Here is a 14631-nt window from a genome sequence, read left to right on the forward strand (position 1 = left end):
AGGTCTCAGACCTCCTTGCAGAACTCGCCGATGGGCAGGCCCACATGGCGCTTGTCGGCGGCCAGATAGCCGAGCAGCTCGTCGCCGGTCTGCAACTCGGTGACGTTGAGGACCTTCCCGCCCGGGCCGAGCACCCGCACGTGCCAGTCGTCCTGCACGGTCAGGCTGACCAGCCGGCCGTCCTCCGCGTGGGTACGGATCTCAAGGAGCGGCCGGGATTCGAGTTTCGCCCGCCCGACGACGACCCGCCGGGTGCGTCCGTCGGCGCCGACCGCGAGCAGGGCGCTGCCGGAACCGACCTCGCTGAGGTAGCTGGTGCGGTTGTCGGGGCCGAGCGTGTACGAGTGCAGGGCACCGGCGTTGACCCGGAACGGCCTGGTCGGCATGTAGGGGAGGGGGTGCGTCTCGCTGCAGCACAGCACGAACCCGGAGGAGTACGAGCCGACGAGGATGCCCTCGTCCTCCTCGAAGTGCGAGCAGGTGTCGACGCAGACCCGGTCGCCGAGTCCGACGTGCCGGATGCTCTCCACGGTCAGGGTGGACAGCTCCAGTTGGGGCGTCGTCGCCTCCAACAGGCGGGCCAGCGCGAACACTTCGTCGGCGCTGCGGGGCGTGAAGAGGATGCCGTCCGAGCCGCGCTCCAGCACGTCGAAGACGATCGCCGCCTCCTCCAGGCCGTCGACGACCGTCACGAGCTTGCCCTCGGCGGACTCGGCCGCGGCGAGCACGATCTCCAGCGGGATCTTCGTCGGGTCGGCGAAGTGGATGACGGTGTACGGCAGCACCATCGCGCCCGCGCAGGACAGCGTCAGGGTGCGGTCGTCCCGTACGTCGATGAAGCCGGAGACGGGCGTGCCGTCCTTGCCGGCGGCGGTGGCGGTGCGGTGGTCGGCGGCGAGGGCGTCCAGCTCCTCCTGGGTGCCGAACTTCCGTAGCAGGACGTCGAATCCGGTACTCGCCGGGGACTTGGCGTCCTTGGCGGTCTCCTTGGTCTCCTTGGAGTCGGCGCCCTTCGTCTCCTTGTCGGCGAGCTTCTTCACGGCGGCCGGGGCCGGCCCGCCGGGGATCAGCACGCGGGTGACGGTCGGGGGAAGGGTGCCGAGCAGCTCGGCGTCGGAGGCCACAACTCCCGCCATCCGGGCGTGGATTGCCGCGTCCACCACCGCCTGGAGCTGCGGACGGGGGACCTCACGGAGATCGATCCAAGCGAACCTCATGCCACTCCTGCCACGATCGTCGTATAATTGGCCATGCGCATGTCATTGGAGAGTCCGTCGCCGCCGGGTATCCCGCCGTGCACGACCGCCGCGAGCCGCGACACCAGCGCGGCGGGCGAGGGGGACGAGAAGATCCGGCGCCCGACGGCCAGTCCCCGGCAGCCGGTGGCCATCACGGCGGTGCCGTACTCCACGAGGTCGGAGCCGTCCGGCGGACCGCCGGCCGCGAGGACCGGGATGGGGCTGTTGGCCACCACCTCGGCCATCCGCTCGATCGGCAGGGCGACGGAGGTCTTCACCATGTCCGCGCCCAGGTCGGCGGCGACGTTGGCGATGTGGGCGAGGAGGGCGGGATCGCGCGGGTCCTCGATCCGGGGGCCGCGCGGATAGACCATCGCGATCAGGGGCATGCCCCACGCGTCGCAGGAACGGGCCACCGCCCCCAGGTCGGCGAGCTGCTGGGCCTCGGTGTCGGAGCCGATGTTCACATGGACGCTGACCGCGTCCGCGCCGAGCGTCAGCGCCTCCTCGACATCGGCGACCAGCACCTTGGCATGGACGTCGGCGGAGCAGGAGGTACTGGCGCTCAGATGCACCACCAGCGCGCAGCTCTTCAGGATGTCCGGCGCGAAGGAGCGGGCCCGTCCCTTGTGGACGATGATCCCGTCGGCCCCGCCGTCCACCAGCGCCCGCAGCAGGTCGTCCCACTTGTCGGCGGGGACGATGGGGCCGTCGGAGACGCTGTGGTCGAGCGGTATGAGCAGGTGTCGGTCGTCACCTGCCAGCGAAAGTCTTCTCAAGCGTAATTGCTTGCCGGTTTTCAGCATGGGTAGTAAGCCTTCCCAGCCCGGAGACCGCATTTAGGAATGCAGAATCGCGCGGTTCTCCGTGTCCGAAAATCGATGGTTGTAGAACTTTCAAGTTAAGCGATCAAGAGCATTGCCGCGCAGTCGCCCGTTGGCAAGACGTGGCCCTCGATTAATTTTTATACCGTGCAGCGTATGATTATTGACAGCAACTTGATAGGCGACCTGGGGTTGACGCCACCTGGACCACCTATTCGCGCACTATTCGCGCACTCTATGCGTGTTGAGACCGTCTGGTAATTCAGAGGGGATCAGAGGGCAGGGGCTTCTTGTCGAAATTGAATTCACGGGTTTAGGGTGACACCCGCACTCCGGTTCGTGTTTCATGCGACCTCGTCCCCTCCCCACTCTGGACCCGGAAGTGACCCCCCCATGACCGAATTACCGTTCAAGACCGTCGGCCCGAGACCGGCCGCGTCCCCCCTGCCGACAGCGAAGAACCAGGCCCCGAAGGTCGCCGCGGCGAGCCTGGTCGGCACCACGATCGAGTACTACGACTTCGCCGTGTACGGCACGGCCTCCGCGCTCGTCCTCGGCCCCGCCTTCTTCCCCTCGGGCAACCCGACGCTCTCCTCCCTGGCCGCGTTCCTCACGTTCGCCGCGGCCTTCCTCTCCCGCCCCCTCGGCGTCATCCTGTTCGGCACGATCGGCGACCGGCTGGGCCGACGGCAGGCCCTGGTCCTCTCGCTGCTGCTGATGGGCGTGGCCACGGTCGGCGTCGGCCTGCTGCCCACGTACGAGACCGCCGGACTCCTCGCCCCTGTGCTGCTGGTGACACTCCGGCTGCTCCAGGGCGTCAGCATGGGCGGCGAATGGGGCGGAGCGGTGCTGCTCGCCGCCGAACACGCGCCGCCCGGCCGCCGCGCGCTGTACGCGTCCATCCCGAACGTCGGCCCCTCGCTCGGCTTCCTTCTCTCCACCGCGGTCATCCTGCCCACCATGAACATCGTGGGCATGGAGGGCTTCACCGACTGGGCCTGGCGCATCCCGTTCCTGCTCAGCACGGTGCTGGTCGTGGTCGGGCTGTGGGTGCGTACGACGGTCTCCGAGTCCCCGGTCTTCACGTCGGCGGCCCGCCGCAAGGCAGCGGGGCAAGCAGACGGGCAGGTGCCGGCACCGGAGTCCCGTTTCCCGCTGGGCACCCTCGTCAGGCTGCACCCCCGCCGGCTGCTGCTCGGCACCGGCGCGGCGATCGGCGGCTCGGCCGTCTACTACCTGACGATCGTCTACAGCCTCTCGTACGGGCCGCAGGAACTCGGCATCCCCCGGAACACGATGCTGACCGCCGCGAGTATCGGCGCGGCGGCCGGAATCGCCATCACCCTGCCGGTCGCCAAGCTGTCCGACCGGATCGGCCGCCGCCCGCTGATGCTGGCCGGAGCCGTCGGCAGCGTGGTGTGGGCGGTGCCCATGTACGCCTCGCTGAGTTCACGCAACGGGCTGGTGATCACCGGCGCCTACACGGTCGGCCTGATGTTCCTCGCGCTGATGTTCTCCCCGGTGGCGGCCTTCCTCCCGGAGCTGTTCCCGGCCCGGCTGCGCTACACGGGCGCCTCGGCGGCCTTCATCCTCGCCAACACCCTCGGCGGCGGGTTCGCTCCGTCGATCGCCACCTGGCTCAACAGCCGCTGGGAATCGCCGCTGGTCCTCGGCTTCTACACCGGCGGCCTCTGTCTGGTGAGCCTCCTGTGCCTGCTGGCGCTGCCGGAGACGCGGGACCACGAGTTCGACGACTGAGGGCGAGCAGAACGCAGCCGGTCGGACGGGTGGGTGGGAGAATGGACGCCCTCTTCCTCCCGTCCGACCCATCGAGGTTCCCGTGGCCAAGCCCGTTGCCCGTGAGGTCCGTGAGGTCCGCGAGCCGTTGCGAAGTAATTCGCGGGCCAACAGGGCACGCATTCTGGCCACCGCCCGCCAGGAGCTCGGCCGCAACCCGGACGTCACCCTGGAGGAACTGGCGCGCGCCGCAGGTGTTGTACGGCGGACCCTTTTCGGCCACTTTCCGGGGCGGGCGGCGCTGCTGGAGGCGCTCGCCGAGGAAGCCGGCGAGGCGCTGCGCGGCGCGCTGGAAACCGGTGAGCAACTCGCGCTCGCGGGACCGGAGTCCGCCGAGTCGGCGCTCGCCCACCTCTCGTTCGCGATGTGGCCCGTGGGGGACCGCTACCGGCTGCTCCTGTCCCTGGCCCAGCGCGACCTGGGCGCGGAACGCGTGGCCGAGGTACTGGCACCGGCGCGTGAGCAGGCCACGGAGATCCTGACGCGGGGACAGCGGGACGGCGTCTTCCACACCCACCTCCCGGCCCCGGTACTGAGCGCCGGCCTCGAAGCCCTGACGGTCGCCCTGCTGGAGGCCGTCAACACCGGGGCACTGGAGGACGACGGGACCCGCATCGCCCTCGCCACCCTCATCGCGGCCGGCGTGCCGGAGAAGCGTGCGCACGACGTGGTCGACGCGGTCGCGGAGTCGGCGGCCAGCGCCTGATTCCGGCTACCAGAGGGTGGACGGTCCCGAGACGACCCAGCCGGCGTCCGTGGGCCTGACCCAGAAGCTCAATCCCACCTCGATCGTCTGTGCGTGGTGGGTGATCTCGACGTAGACGTGGCTGCCGGTGTCGCCCCAGAGGAAGTCCCCGAGATCGAGTTCGCGGAGCCAGGACAGGCTCTGCTCCCACTCGTCCGCACCGGCGCTCGCTCCGGAGCTTGCTCCGGCCGAGCCGGTCCAGAGCGACGTGAGGACATGCCGGACCGGCGGGTGATCGACGAGCTGTTCGGCCTCGGGGATCTTTCCGGCTCGGAGCAGGTCGAAGTAGCGGCGAACGACCGCTTCGACGTCGGTCTCGGCGGGGTGTTCCGTCCACCTCCTCATCGCCGGATCATAAAGGTCGGATGATGTCCCCGGGCGGTTTCCGTCAGGCGGAACGAACAAAATGTACTAGCGGGAACAATGCCTTCTATCGGTGAATCGCGGCCCGCTCGATGGGCTGTTTCCGCTAACGGGTCGTCACATGTGGTGACTCTGATGCAGATGAATTCTTCCTGTGCGCCACGATCCCCTGCGCGTGCCCTAGTGTGTGCCGACGTGAGGCGCGGAGTGCTCTCCGGGCCGCTCTCAGTCAAGGAGTTCCGAATGGCTACTCACCGGTATAAATCCCGGGTCGCGCGATGCGGTTTACTGATGGCGTCGCTGGGTCTGCTGGCCGCGGGGGCGGCAATATCCGCCCCCGTCGCGTCGGCCGCCGTTTCGACGGCCGCCCTGCGGGGTGCTGATTCCGGACGATGTCTGGATGTCCCCGGCGCGAAGGCCGACAACGGCACCAAGCTCACGTTGTGGGACTGCAATAACGGCGGTAACCAGCAGTGGTCGTACGACACCACGGCCAAATCGCTGGGAGTTTACGGAAACAAGTGCCTGGACAGCGAGAGCAATAGCGCGGCCAACGGTACGCCGGTCGTCATACGGGACTGTACGGGCGGCGCCACCCAGCAGTGGGACGTCGTATCCGGAGGGACCGTCAAGCACGTCGGACTGGGCGTCTGCCTGGACGCGGCCGGTCTGGGCGTCACGAACGGAACCCCGATACAGCTGTGGTCCTGCAATGGCGGCGGCAACCAGAAGTGGAGCGGAATCGACCCGGCCGCGACGGCGGACGCGGGGGCGATGACGACGCTGGAGAAGCAGGCGTTCGACAACGTCAACGCGCAGCGGACGGCGAACGGCTGCGCGGCACTGGTGGTCGACCAGAGCCTTCAGAAGGCCGCCCACGACTATGCGGTCGAGATGGTGCAGACCCATAACTTCTCGCACACCTCAGCCTCCGGAAAGAGCCCCACCGACCGTGCCAAGGCTGCCGGATACACCCGGGGCGGTGTCGGTGAGAACATCGCGATGGGATTCCGCGGCGACCCGAACGGTGTGGTCAACAACGGGACCTACGGGTGGATGAGCAGTACCGGACACCGCGCGAACATCCTCAACTGCAATTACACCCGGACCGGAATGGGATACGACGCGGGGAACATCGACCCGAACTATGCCAGCGGTTCCTGGGTGCAGGTCTTCGGCTGATGCGAGCCTGACTGAGCCAGGCTGTGGGTGAGATGTGAGTCAGGTGTGAGTCGGATGTGAGAGAGAAGCAGTAATGAGACACGCGGCGGGATTTACGTCCCGTCACGCCGGGTTCAATTCCGCGCACCGTGTCTTCGGGCCGCCGACGTGTTTCCGACGGCGGCCCGGACGGGGCCGGAAGAGTGGCACCCCTGCCCTCAGACGACCGTCAGGGCGTAGCCCGCGAAGGCCGCCGCCAGTAGCGCGACCGTCGCCCGGTGTGGTCCCCGGATGCCCGTCCAGGGTGTTTCGAAGCGGTGGGTGAGGCGGGCGAGGGTGAGCAGGGTGGCCGCGAGGACCGGCAGCCAGGCGAGCCGGGCCAGCAGCCAGACAGCGGTGTCCGGGGGAGTGGTGAGCCCGGGGACCGCGGCGGCGAGGAGTGAGCCGGGGACCGCCAGGGTGAGCAGGGCCGTCTGGTGCCAGCAGAAGATCGTCATCGCGGAGAGGTTGACGGCCACGACCGCCGCCCACAGCCGGTGCCGGCGCCGCAGCAACGCGTCGAGCCGCTCCCGCAGCAGGATCGCCGCGCCGCACTGCACACAGGCCAGCGCGAGCACGAGCAGGGACGGCGGGTGGGAGTTGGTGCGGTCCGCGCCGGGCACGCCGACCATGCTCGCCGGGTAGTGGAAGGCGAGGAGCAGTACGGCGAACAGCGCGCCGCCACCGAGCAGCAGCAGCCGGGCACCGCGCCGGCCGAGCCGCCCCTCGCCCCAGCAGACGCCCAGTTGGTACGCGAACAGCCAGCCCGGGCCGAGGTTGAGCAGGGCCAGCCAGGACGGCATGCCGTCCGCCCAGGGGCCGTAGCGCAGCAGGTCCACGACGGCCACCGACGCGAGGAGCGGTACGGCGGACCATGCGTCGAACGTGCGCGCGGCGCGGACGCACCAGGGCGTCAGGGCCGTCACCAGTACGTAGATGCCGACGAACCACAGCGGCTGGACGACCAGCACCACCCCGGTGCGCAGTGTCACGGCCGGTATTCCGGCGGCGTACAGCACCGGCAGGAGTACGGCCCACACCGCGGCGACGCCGAGGACGGGGCGGCCGAGGCGGGCCAGGCGTCCGCGCAGCCAGGTGCCCGTCGGCACGCCGCGGGCGGCGGAGCGGCGCAGCGACAGGGCGGAGGCGTAGCCGCCGACCAGGAAGAAGATGCCGAGCATCTGCAGCACCCAGCTCACCGGGGCGAGGAAGCCGAAGGTGCTGAGCGGGCTGGTGTTGTGCAGCGCGCCGTCGGGGCCGAGGGTGAGGCCGCCGAGCAGCCAGTGGCCGACGGGGACGGAGAGCAGGGCGACGGCGCGCAGTCCGTCGAGGGCGCGGTCGCGGTGGGCGGGGGTGCGCGCCTCGACGCGGGCGGCCGTCGCGTCCAGCTTGTGTCGCAGGCGCGGGCCGGCGGTGCGTACGGCGAGGTCAGCGAAGGCCATGGCGGCAGTCCTCCGTGGTGTCCGTGACGGTGTCCGCGCAGGTGACGGAGTGGTAGTGGCCGAGGGCGATGTCGGCGTAGTTGCGCAGGGAGGCGGTGCCAGGGGTGAAGTAGCCGGTGTGGCCCTCGGCCCCGTCGGAGGACACGACGCGGGCGCCGAAGCCGGGGTCGGACGGGTCGGCGCCGTGGCCGAGGCCGAAGAGCTCGACGGCGGGGACCCGGCGTATCCAGTCGCTCGGGTTCCGGGCCGTCGCCCACAGCCGGGCCCGTGCCCCGACGGGCACCTGGCCGGCGTCGTCGAGCCGCATCCCGGGCGAGGCCGCGACCACGAGGTCGGACACCTGCCGGCCGGTCAGCCGGTGGGCGGCGGCGCCGCACAGCACCGAGCCGTAGCTGTGGCAGAAGACAGAGGGAGGCGTCACCGGGCGGGTCGTCGCGGCCAGACCGTCGAGGAAGCGGAGGAGCCGGGGGGCGCCCTCTTCCGCGAGGTGCCCGGTGGCGGCGTCGTAGCCCACCCCGACCGGGGTCGTGTAGCCGACCCACGCGATCACCGCTGGGCGGTCCGCGGGTGCGAGCCGGGTCATCTCGGCGCGCAGGTTCCGGGCCATCACGGCGACGGCGTCGTACGAGGCGAGGTCCGTGTCGGAGCCCGGTACGACGACCGCCACCCGGCGGGCGGTCCGCAGGTCGCCGTACACCTCGGCGACTTGCCCGCGGCCCCGCGGATCGAAGGCGAGGACGTGGCGGCCGGGGGCGAGCAGTCCGTCGTACGCCGCCGCCCGGGACCGGGCCTGCCGGCGGGCGCCGTCGGACTGTTCCGGGTCGGCGGCGCGGGCCAGTTCGCGGGCGCGTTCGGCGGTGAGGGCGCGGGTGTTGGCGGTGTAACGCAGCTCGGTCGGGACGCCGTCGAGGTCGCCGACGACGAGCGGGTGACGCTCGGCCAGCGCCGCCCGCTGCCGCACCGTCAGACCGGCGAAGAACCGTGCGATCCGGGCCGGGGTGGCCGATGCCGGGTCGGGGAGATCCCGGCCGAGCAGCCGGTCGGCCGTCCAGGCCGCCGTGCCCGGCGGCGGACCGGTGACGGCGGTCTGTACCTCGCCCGATGCCCAGCCCACCGTCCCGGCGGCCGTCGCGACGACGAGCGCGCAGGCGACCAGAGTGCGCTTGAAGCGACCTGTCGGCCTCATGGTGTGTCTCCCCGTTTCCGCGTTTCCGCTTGCTTCCGTGTGTGTCAGCGGAAGGTAGGGAGGGGGTGTGCGGCTCGGCGTCACACCGGGGGGCCAACCTCCGGGTAGCACCCCGGTAGGGGGTGGGGCGCGGGCCTCAGCGCAGCGTGAAGAAGATCATCGGGTTGTCGCGGCTCTCCCGGACGGGGTGGCCCAGGGCGACGGACCGCTTGACGTCCTTCAGCCGGTCGTGGATCTCGGGAGCGTGGGCCCGGGACGCGGTGAAGAAGGCGTTCTCCCGCGCGGCCAGCCAGCGCAGCACCACCGCGCCCTCCGTGAACGGCAGCGCCCGGCGGCCGTGGAAGACGTCGTGGACGCACACCGGTATGCCCGGCCGCAGCCGCGGGAACAGCTCCCGGATGTACCAGCGGGCGAAGCTGGCGGAGTGCGCCGCGTCGATGAACAGGAAGTCGGCGGTGGGCGGGATCTTCTCCACGTTCTCCCGGGCGTCCCCCTGAGTGAACGTCCAGCGGCCCGCCGAGAGGGCCTGCGGCACCTCCCGGACGACGTGGTCGACGATGTCGTACGAGTACAGGTGCCCGGTGCCGTTGTCGTGCAGCGCGCGCAGGATCCAGGTGGTCGACCAGCCGTGGAAGGTGCCGATCTCCACGACCGTCTCCGGGCGCGCCTCGCGCAGGAGGAGGTAGGTGATCTCCGCCTCGATGTCGTCGAGTTGGGCCTTCATGGAGGTCGGCGGCGCGAGGAGGGTGCGCTGGCGTTCGCGGGCCCGGTCGAGGTCCTCGGCGTAGGTGCGGTAGAGGCCGCTGATGTGGTCGAGGTCGAGGTCGAGGTCGAGGTCGATGGGCAAACTGCCGACGGACGGCTGAGTGTCGTTGGGCCGGTGGTCGTTGGGCTGGTGCATGCGTCACGCTCCTGCGAAACCGTTGCTCGGTCGGGTCGCGGTGATGCTGGAGCGTGGGCATGGGGCGGCACGTCACACCTGGGTGCCAACCTGGGTGTCACCCCTGGGTATGACGAGCCTGGGTATGACACGGCGAGGGGGCAGGGGACTCAGGCGGCCGGCGCCCCGGGCACGATGAGCCCCGACTCGTAGGCGAGGACGACGAGTTGGGCCCGGTCGCGGGCGCCGAGCTTGGCGAGCAGGCGGGTCATGTGGGTCTTGACGGTCTGCTCGGCCACCACCAGCCGCGCCGCGATCTCGGTGTTCGACAGGCCCCGCGCCACCAGCGACAGGACCTCCTTCTCCCGGGGCGTGAGGCCGTTCAGGCGCAGCCGGGCGGCCCGGGGCGGGGTGGGGCGGCGCCGGGCCACGTCCTCGATGAGGCGCCGGGTGACGGACGGCGCGAGCAGCGCGTCACCGGCGGCGATCACCCGTACCGCCTGCACCAGTTGGGCGACCGGAGCGTCCTTGAGCAGGAAGCCGCTGGCGCCGGCCTGCAGCGCCGCGTAGATGTAGTCGTCGATGTCGAAGGTGGTCAGCATGAGCACCCTGGGCCGGTGGACGACACCGCGCGGCGGGGCCAGCAGTTGCCGGGTGGCCTCCAGGCCGTCCATCTCGGGCATCCGTACGTCCATCAGCACGACGTCGGGGTGTGTGTGACGGCTGACCTCGACGCCGAGCCGGCCGTTGGGCGCCTCACCCACGATGTCGATGTCGCTCTGCGCGGACAGCAGCGCGGCGAATCCCGACCGCACCATGTCCTGGTCGTCGACGACGACCACCCGGATTGCCATGTCCCTCTGCTTTCTGCCTTCTTGCCGTCGTCGTGACTTCGTGACGTCGTGACTTCGTGACTTCGCGGGTACGTCGGGTCAGTGGGCGCCGGTGCCTGCCGCCGAGGCGAGCCACTGGGTGGCGATCAGCGCCGCCACCGCCAGCGTCGTGACCCGCGCCAGGTGCCGGTGGGCCGACCGCGCTCCGCGCTGCGGTGCCTTCGCCATGTCCGACTCCCCTGCCGTCCGTGTCACCCCGCGCACCTTCGGGGGGCCCGGTAGCCCACTCTCCTGCCCCGGAGGCCACCACCGCCTCGGCCGAACGGCCGGAACCCGCGGACCGGGACCCGCCTCTGTACTGGCCGAACGGTGGAGGAGGGGGCTCCGCGGAGAGCCGCCCGCCGACCTCTCGTCGATCTCCCGCCGGGCTCTCGTGGGAAACGGGCCGGATGTTTTTCCAACCCGGTGCCGCTCCCGTCCGTCTCTAGGCGCGAGCCGTCGGGCGTGAGCGTGACGGCTGCTGTCCTATCCCGAAGTGTCAGGAGTGCAGGTGGAGTTACGCGCAAGACCAAAGCGTGCGGTCGTGGCGGCGGGGGTGGCCTCCACGGCCCTTCTGCTGGCCGGTGTGCCGGGCGCCGAAGCCCAGGACACGAGCGGCGCCGGTACGGTCAGGACGGCCGGGGTGGCCGACGCCGCCGGTACGGGCAAGGCGATGCGGACGGTGACCCTCGTCACCGGCGACCAGGTCATGGTGGACGCCGTCGGCAAGGTCGCCGGAGTGGTGCGGGCCGAGGGCCGGGAGCGGGTGCCGTTCTCGGTCCGGGTGGTCGCCGGGCACACCCAGGTCGTTCCCGGTGATGCCGAACTGCTGCTGGCACAGGGCAAGTTGGACGCCCGGCTGTTCGACGTGACGCAGCTGGTCGCCGACGGGTACGACGACGCCGGGCGGGCCGACGTACCGCTGATCGTCACCTTCCGGGGGAAGAAGGCGCCCTCGATGACCCCGTTCACCGGGGCCGGGGCGAAGATCGGCCGGGCGCTTCCGGTGGTCAACGGCAAGGCGATGCGGCCCGTGAAGAAGCGGGGCGCCGCGTTCTGGGACGCCGTGACCAGTACCGCCGAAAAGGCTGACGGAGCAACGGAGTTCACCGCGTCGACCGCCGTCGAGAAGCTGTGGCTCGACGGCCGGCGCAAGGCCAGCCTCGACAGGAGCGTGCCGCAGATCGGCGCGCCGACGGCCTGGGCGGCCGGTTACGACGGCACCGGCGTCAAGGTCGCCGTGCTGGACACCGGGATCGACACGGCCCACCCCGATTTCGCCGGCCAGGTGGTCGCGGAGCAGGACTTCACCGCTTCCCCCTCCGGCCCCGGCGACAAGTTCGGCCACGGCACGCACGTGGCGTCCATCGCGGCCGGTACGGGTGCTGGTTCTCCCGCGGGGAACGGCGCCCAGTACAAGGGCGTCGCCCCGGGTGCGAAGCTCCTGAACGGCAAGGTCCTCAACGACGACGGCTTCGGCTCGGACTCCGGGATCATCGCGGGCATGGAGTGGGCGGTGGCGCAGGGCGCCGACGTCGTCAACCTCAGCCTCGGCGGCGAGGACACCCCCGGTGTCGACCCGATGGAGGAGACGGTCAACCGGCTCTCCGCCGAGACCGACGCCCTCTTCGTCATCGCGGCCGGCAACGACGGCGAGTTCGGCGAGGGCACCGTCGGTTCGCCCGGCAGCGCCGACGCCGCGCTCACCGTCGGCGCGGTCGACAAGTCGGACGCGCTCGGCGACTTCTCCAGCCGGGGTCCGCGCGTCGGTGACGGCGGGGTCAAGCCCGACCTGACCGCGCCCGGCGCCGCCATCACGGCCGCCGGGGCCGCCGGCAGCGTCCTGGAGGAGTGGTACCCCTCCGACATACCCGGTTACCTCACCCTCGACGGCACCTCCATGGCGTCCCCGCACGTCGCGGGCGCCGCCGCCATCCTGGCCCAGCAGCACCCCGACTGGACCGGCGAGCGCCTCAAGGCGGTCCTCACCGGCTCCGCGAAGCCGGGCTCGTACAGCTCCTTCCAGCAGGGCACCGGGCGTACCGACCTGGTCCGGGCGCTGGAGCAGAGCGTCGTCACCGAGCAGCAGCCGCTCGACTTCGGTCTCCAGCAGTGGCCGCACGGCGACGACACTCCGGCGACCAAGCAGGTGACGTACCGCAACCTCGGTACGGAGCCGGTCACCCTGGACCTGTCCGTGGACGCCCTCTCGGTGGACGGCAAGCCCGCCGCCGAGGGCATGTTCGAGGTCTCACCGAAGCAGCTCACCGTTCCGGCGGGCTCCGCCGCGACCGCCTCCGTCACCGCCGACACCCGCGCCGGCAGCACCGACGGCTCCTTCGGCGGCTCGGTGACCGCGGTCTCGGCCGACGGCGGGATCCAGGTGCGGACCGCTGTCGGGGTGCAGCGCGAGGTCGAGTCGTACGACCTGACGATCAGGCATCTCGACGAGAGCGGCGCGCCGACCGGCGACGCCGCCACCCAGGTCAGCGGCATCGGCAACGACTTCTACGCCGACCTCGCCGACGAGCAGGACGGTGAGCTCACCGTCCGGGTGCCCAAGGGCGTGTACACGCTGAGCGGGGTGATCCACCCCTCCTTCGAGTCCGCCACGCACGCCATCCTGGTGCGGCCGATGATGAACCTGGACAAGGACACCACCGTCACCGTCGACGCCCGGCAGGCGCGGCCGGTGGAGGTCACCGTGCCCGACGCGGCGGCCGAGAACACCGAGGCCTCGGTCCTCTTCACCTATGACCGGGGCGGGGACCTGGACCCGGCCACCATGGAGTACATCCTGCCGACCTTCGAGGGCACCGGGTTCGGACAGCTCGGACCCGACACGTCCGTGGCCGGCACGTCCGCCGTGTTCGCCGGCGACTGGACCCGCGAGGACGCCGAGGGCAGGCCGGTCACCTACCACCTGGCCTGGAACCGCGCCGGCAAGCTGGACGGCTTCGCCGCCACCGTCCAACGGAACCAGCTCGCCAAGGTGGACCTCCAGGTGGGCGTCCCCGTCGAGGGCAGGGGCGTCCAGGTCGAGGTGTCGCCGCACACCCCCGCCGGCGACCTGGTCTTCGGCGCCAACGACCTGCGGGGCGACCTGCCGCTGCGCAGCACCGACTACGTCCTCGACAACGAGGTCAAGTGGTCCTTCCGTGCGTGGCAGATGTTCGGCGAGGACCGTGAGAGGCGCTCCGAGGCCTTCCTGATGCGGATGCCGAAGACCTGGCAGGCCGGACGGAGCTACACCGAGCGGTTCAACGTCGGCGTCTTCGGCCCGGTCCTGCCCGCCGCGGGCGACCTCGGACCGGAGCGGGGACTTCCCGGAATCTTCCGGTACGGCAACGTCATCAGGGCGTTCCTGCCGCAGTTCGGCGACGGCTCCGGCCACTGGGGCCTCAGCGACTACACCTCGGTGTCGAGCTCGCTCGTGGCGGACGGCAAGGAGATCCCCGACGACTACGGCATCTCACCGATCGACCTCACCGAATACACCGTTCCCGCCCAGGACAGCGCGTACAAGCTGACCGTGGACGCCTCACGTGATCCGGCGGTGTACCCGGTCAGCACCCGCGTCCGCTCGGAGTGGACCTTCCGCTCCGCCACCACCCCCGAGGACGACCTGACCCAGCTCCCGCTGTCGGTGGTCCGCTTCTCGCCCGACCTGAGCCTGTCCAGCACGGCGACGGCGAAGGCGGGCAAGCGGTTCTCGGTGCCCTTCACCATCGAGGGCGCGGCGGCCGGACAGCGGCCCGCCAAGCTCGCCTTCGACGTCTCCTACGACGACGGCGCCACCTGGCACCCCGCCAAGACGATCGGCGGTACGCACCTCTCCCTGACCCACCCGACCGAGGCGGGCTCCGTCTCCCTCCGCGCCAAACTGACCGACCGGACCGGCAACACCCTGGTCCAGACGATCGAACGGGCCTACCTCACGACCAAGTAGCCCGCTGTCTCCGGAGGCCTCTGGTCGCCTCCGGACTGTGCGCCCGGACTCGCCCGGGTCGGTGTCGACACCGACCCGGGCGAGTCCGGTTCGCGGACCTGCGGCAGCCTTCGCCCCCGCCGCTTCGCGGATCCA

General features: G+C 70.9%; 12 protein-coding genes. 4 read left to right on the top strand and 8 right to left on the bottom strand.

What is annotated here, in order from left to right; translation table 11 throughout:
* Positions 1-5: 5 nt before the first annotated feature.
* Together ACH4TV_RS17105 and ACH4TV_RS17110 are read right to left on the bottom strand one after the other, a co-directional pair.
* Complete coding sequence (locus tag ACH4TV_RS17105; protein WP_398398724.1) at positions 6-1217, bottom strand: 3-dehydroquinate synthase II family protein; 1212 nt, start codon at positions 1215-1217, stop codon at positions 6-8.
* Entirely contained in the window at positions 1214-2044 is an 831-nt protein-coding gene (locus ACH4TV_RS17110; protein WP_398398726.1) for a 2-amino-3,7-dideoxy-D-threo-hept-6-ulosonate synthase, read from the bottom strand. Before ACH4TV_RS17110 ends, ACH4TV_RS17105 begins: the two co-directional genes overlap by 4 nt.
* Positions 2045-2455: 411 nt before the next feature.
* Here ACH4TV_RS17110 and ACH4TV_RS17115 point away from each other — a divergent pair, with 411 nt between their 5' ends.
* Both ACH4TV_RS17115 and ACH4TV_RS17120 read left to right on the top strand, forming a co-directional pair.
* Entirely contained in the window at positions 2456-3820 is a 1365-nt protein-coding gene (locus ACH4TV_RS17115; protein ID WP_398398727.1) for an MFS transporter, read from the top strand.
* Between the two features lie 82 nt (positions 3821-3902).
* On the top strand, positions 3903-4565 hold the full coding sequence (locus ACH4TV_RS17120) for a TetR family transcriptional regulator (RefSeq protein WP_398398728.1): 663 nt from the start codon (positions 3903-3905) through the stop codon (positions 4563-4565).
* A gap of 6 nt (positions 4566-4571) precedes the next feature.
* Here ACH4TV_RS17120 and ACH4TV_RS17125 read toward each other — a convergent pair whose 3' ends face one another.
* A complete protein-coding gene (locus tag ACH4TV_RS17125; RefSeq protein ID WP_398398732.1) occupies positions 4572-4949 on the bottom strand; it encodes a hypothetical protein in 378 nt (125 codons plus the stop codon).
* 309 nt (positions 4950-5258) lie between these two features.
* Between ACH4TV_RS17125 and ACH4TV_RS17130 the strand changes: the two genes are divergently transcribed.
* The gene (locus ACH4TV_RS17130) at positions 5259-6149 is read left to right on the top strand and encodes a ricin-type beta-trefoil lectin domain protein (RefSeq protein WP_398398734.1); all 891 of its coding nucleotides are present in this window, start codon (positions 5259-5261) and stop codon (positions 6147-6149) included.
* 197 nt (positions 6150-6346) lie between these two features.
* Here the strand turns inward: ACH4TV_RS17130 and ACH4TV_RS17135 are convergent, their stop codons facing one another.
* The 5 genes from ACH4TV_RS17135 to ACH4TV_RS17155 all read right to left on the bottom strand — a co-directional run bounded on the left by ACH4TV_RS17135 (position 6347) and on the right by ACH4TV_RS17155 (position 10736).
* Positions 6347-7609 carry an acyltransferase gene (locus ACH4TV_RS17135; RefSeq protein WP_398398736.1) on the bottom strand — a complete coding sequence of 421 codons (1263 nt, stop codon included), beginning with the start codon at positions 7607-7609 and terminating at the stop codon, positions 6347-6349.
* Complete coding sequence (locus tag ACH4TV_RS17140) at positions 7596-8795, bottom strand: alpha/beta hydrolase (RefSeq protein ID WP_398398738.1); 1200 nt, start codon at positions 8793-8795, stop codon at positions 7596-7598. The genes ACH4TV_RS17135 and ACH4TV_RS17140 overlap by 14 nt, the downstream gene beginning before the upstream one ends.
* 136 nt (positions 8796-8931) lie before the next feature.
* The gene (locus ACH4TV_RS17145; protein ID WP_398398740.1) at positions 8932-9696 is read right to left on the bottom strand and encodes a class I SAM-dependent methyltransferase; all 765 of its coding nucleotides are present in this window, start codon (positions 9694-9696) and stop codon (positions 8932-8934) included.
* Positions 9697-9845: 149 nt separating this feature from the next.
* On the bottom strand, positions 9846-10529 hold the full coding sequence (locus ACH4TV_RS17150; RefSeq protein ID WP_398398742.1) for a response regulator: 684 nt from the start codon (positions 10527-10529) through the stop codon (positions 9846-9848).
* Between the two features lie 78 nt (positions 10530-10607).
* On the bottom strand, positions 10608-10736 hold the full coding sequence (locus ACH4TV_RS17155; protein WP_398398744.1) for a hypothetical protein: 129 nt from the start codon (positions 10734-10736) through the stop codon (positions 10608-10610).
* Between the two features lie 355 nt (positions 10737-11091).
* Here ACH4TV_RS17155 and ACH4TV_RS17160 point away from each other — a divergent pair, with 355 nt between their 5' ends.
* Positions 11092-14496, top strand: coding sequence for a S8 family serine peptidase (locus tag ACH4TV_RS17160; protein WP_398398745.1), 3405 nt, complete (start codon positions 11092-11094; stop codon positions 14494-14496).
* Positions 14497-14631: the final 135 nt, after the last annotated feature.

It is taken from the genome of Streptomyces sp. NPDC020898 (assembly GCF_044333925.1).
Classification (GTDB): Bacteria; Actinomycetota; Actinomycetes; order Streptomycetales; family Streptomycetaceae; genus Streptomyces.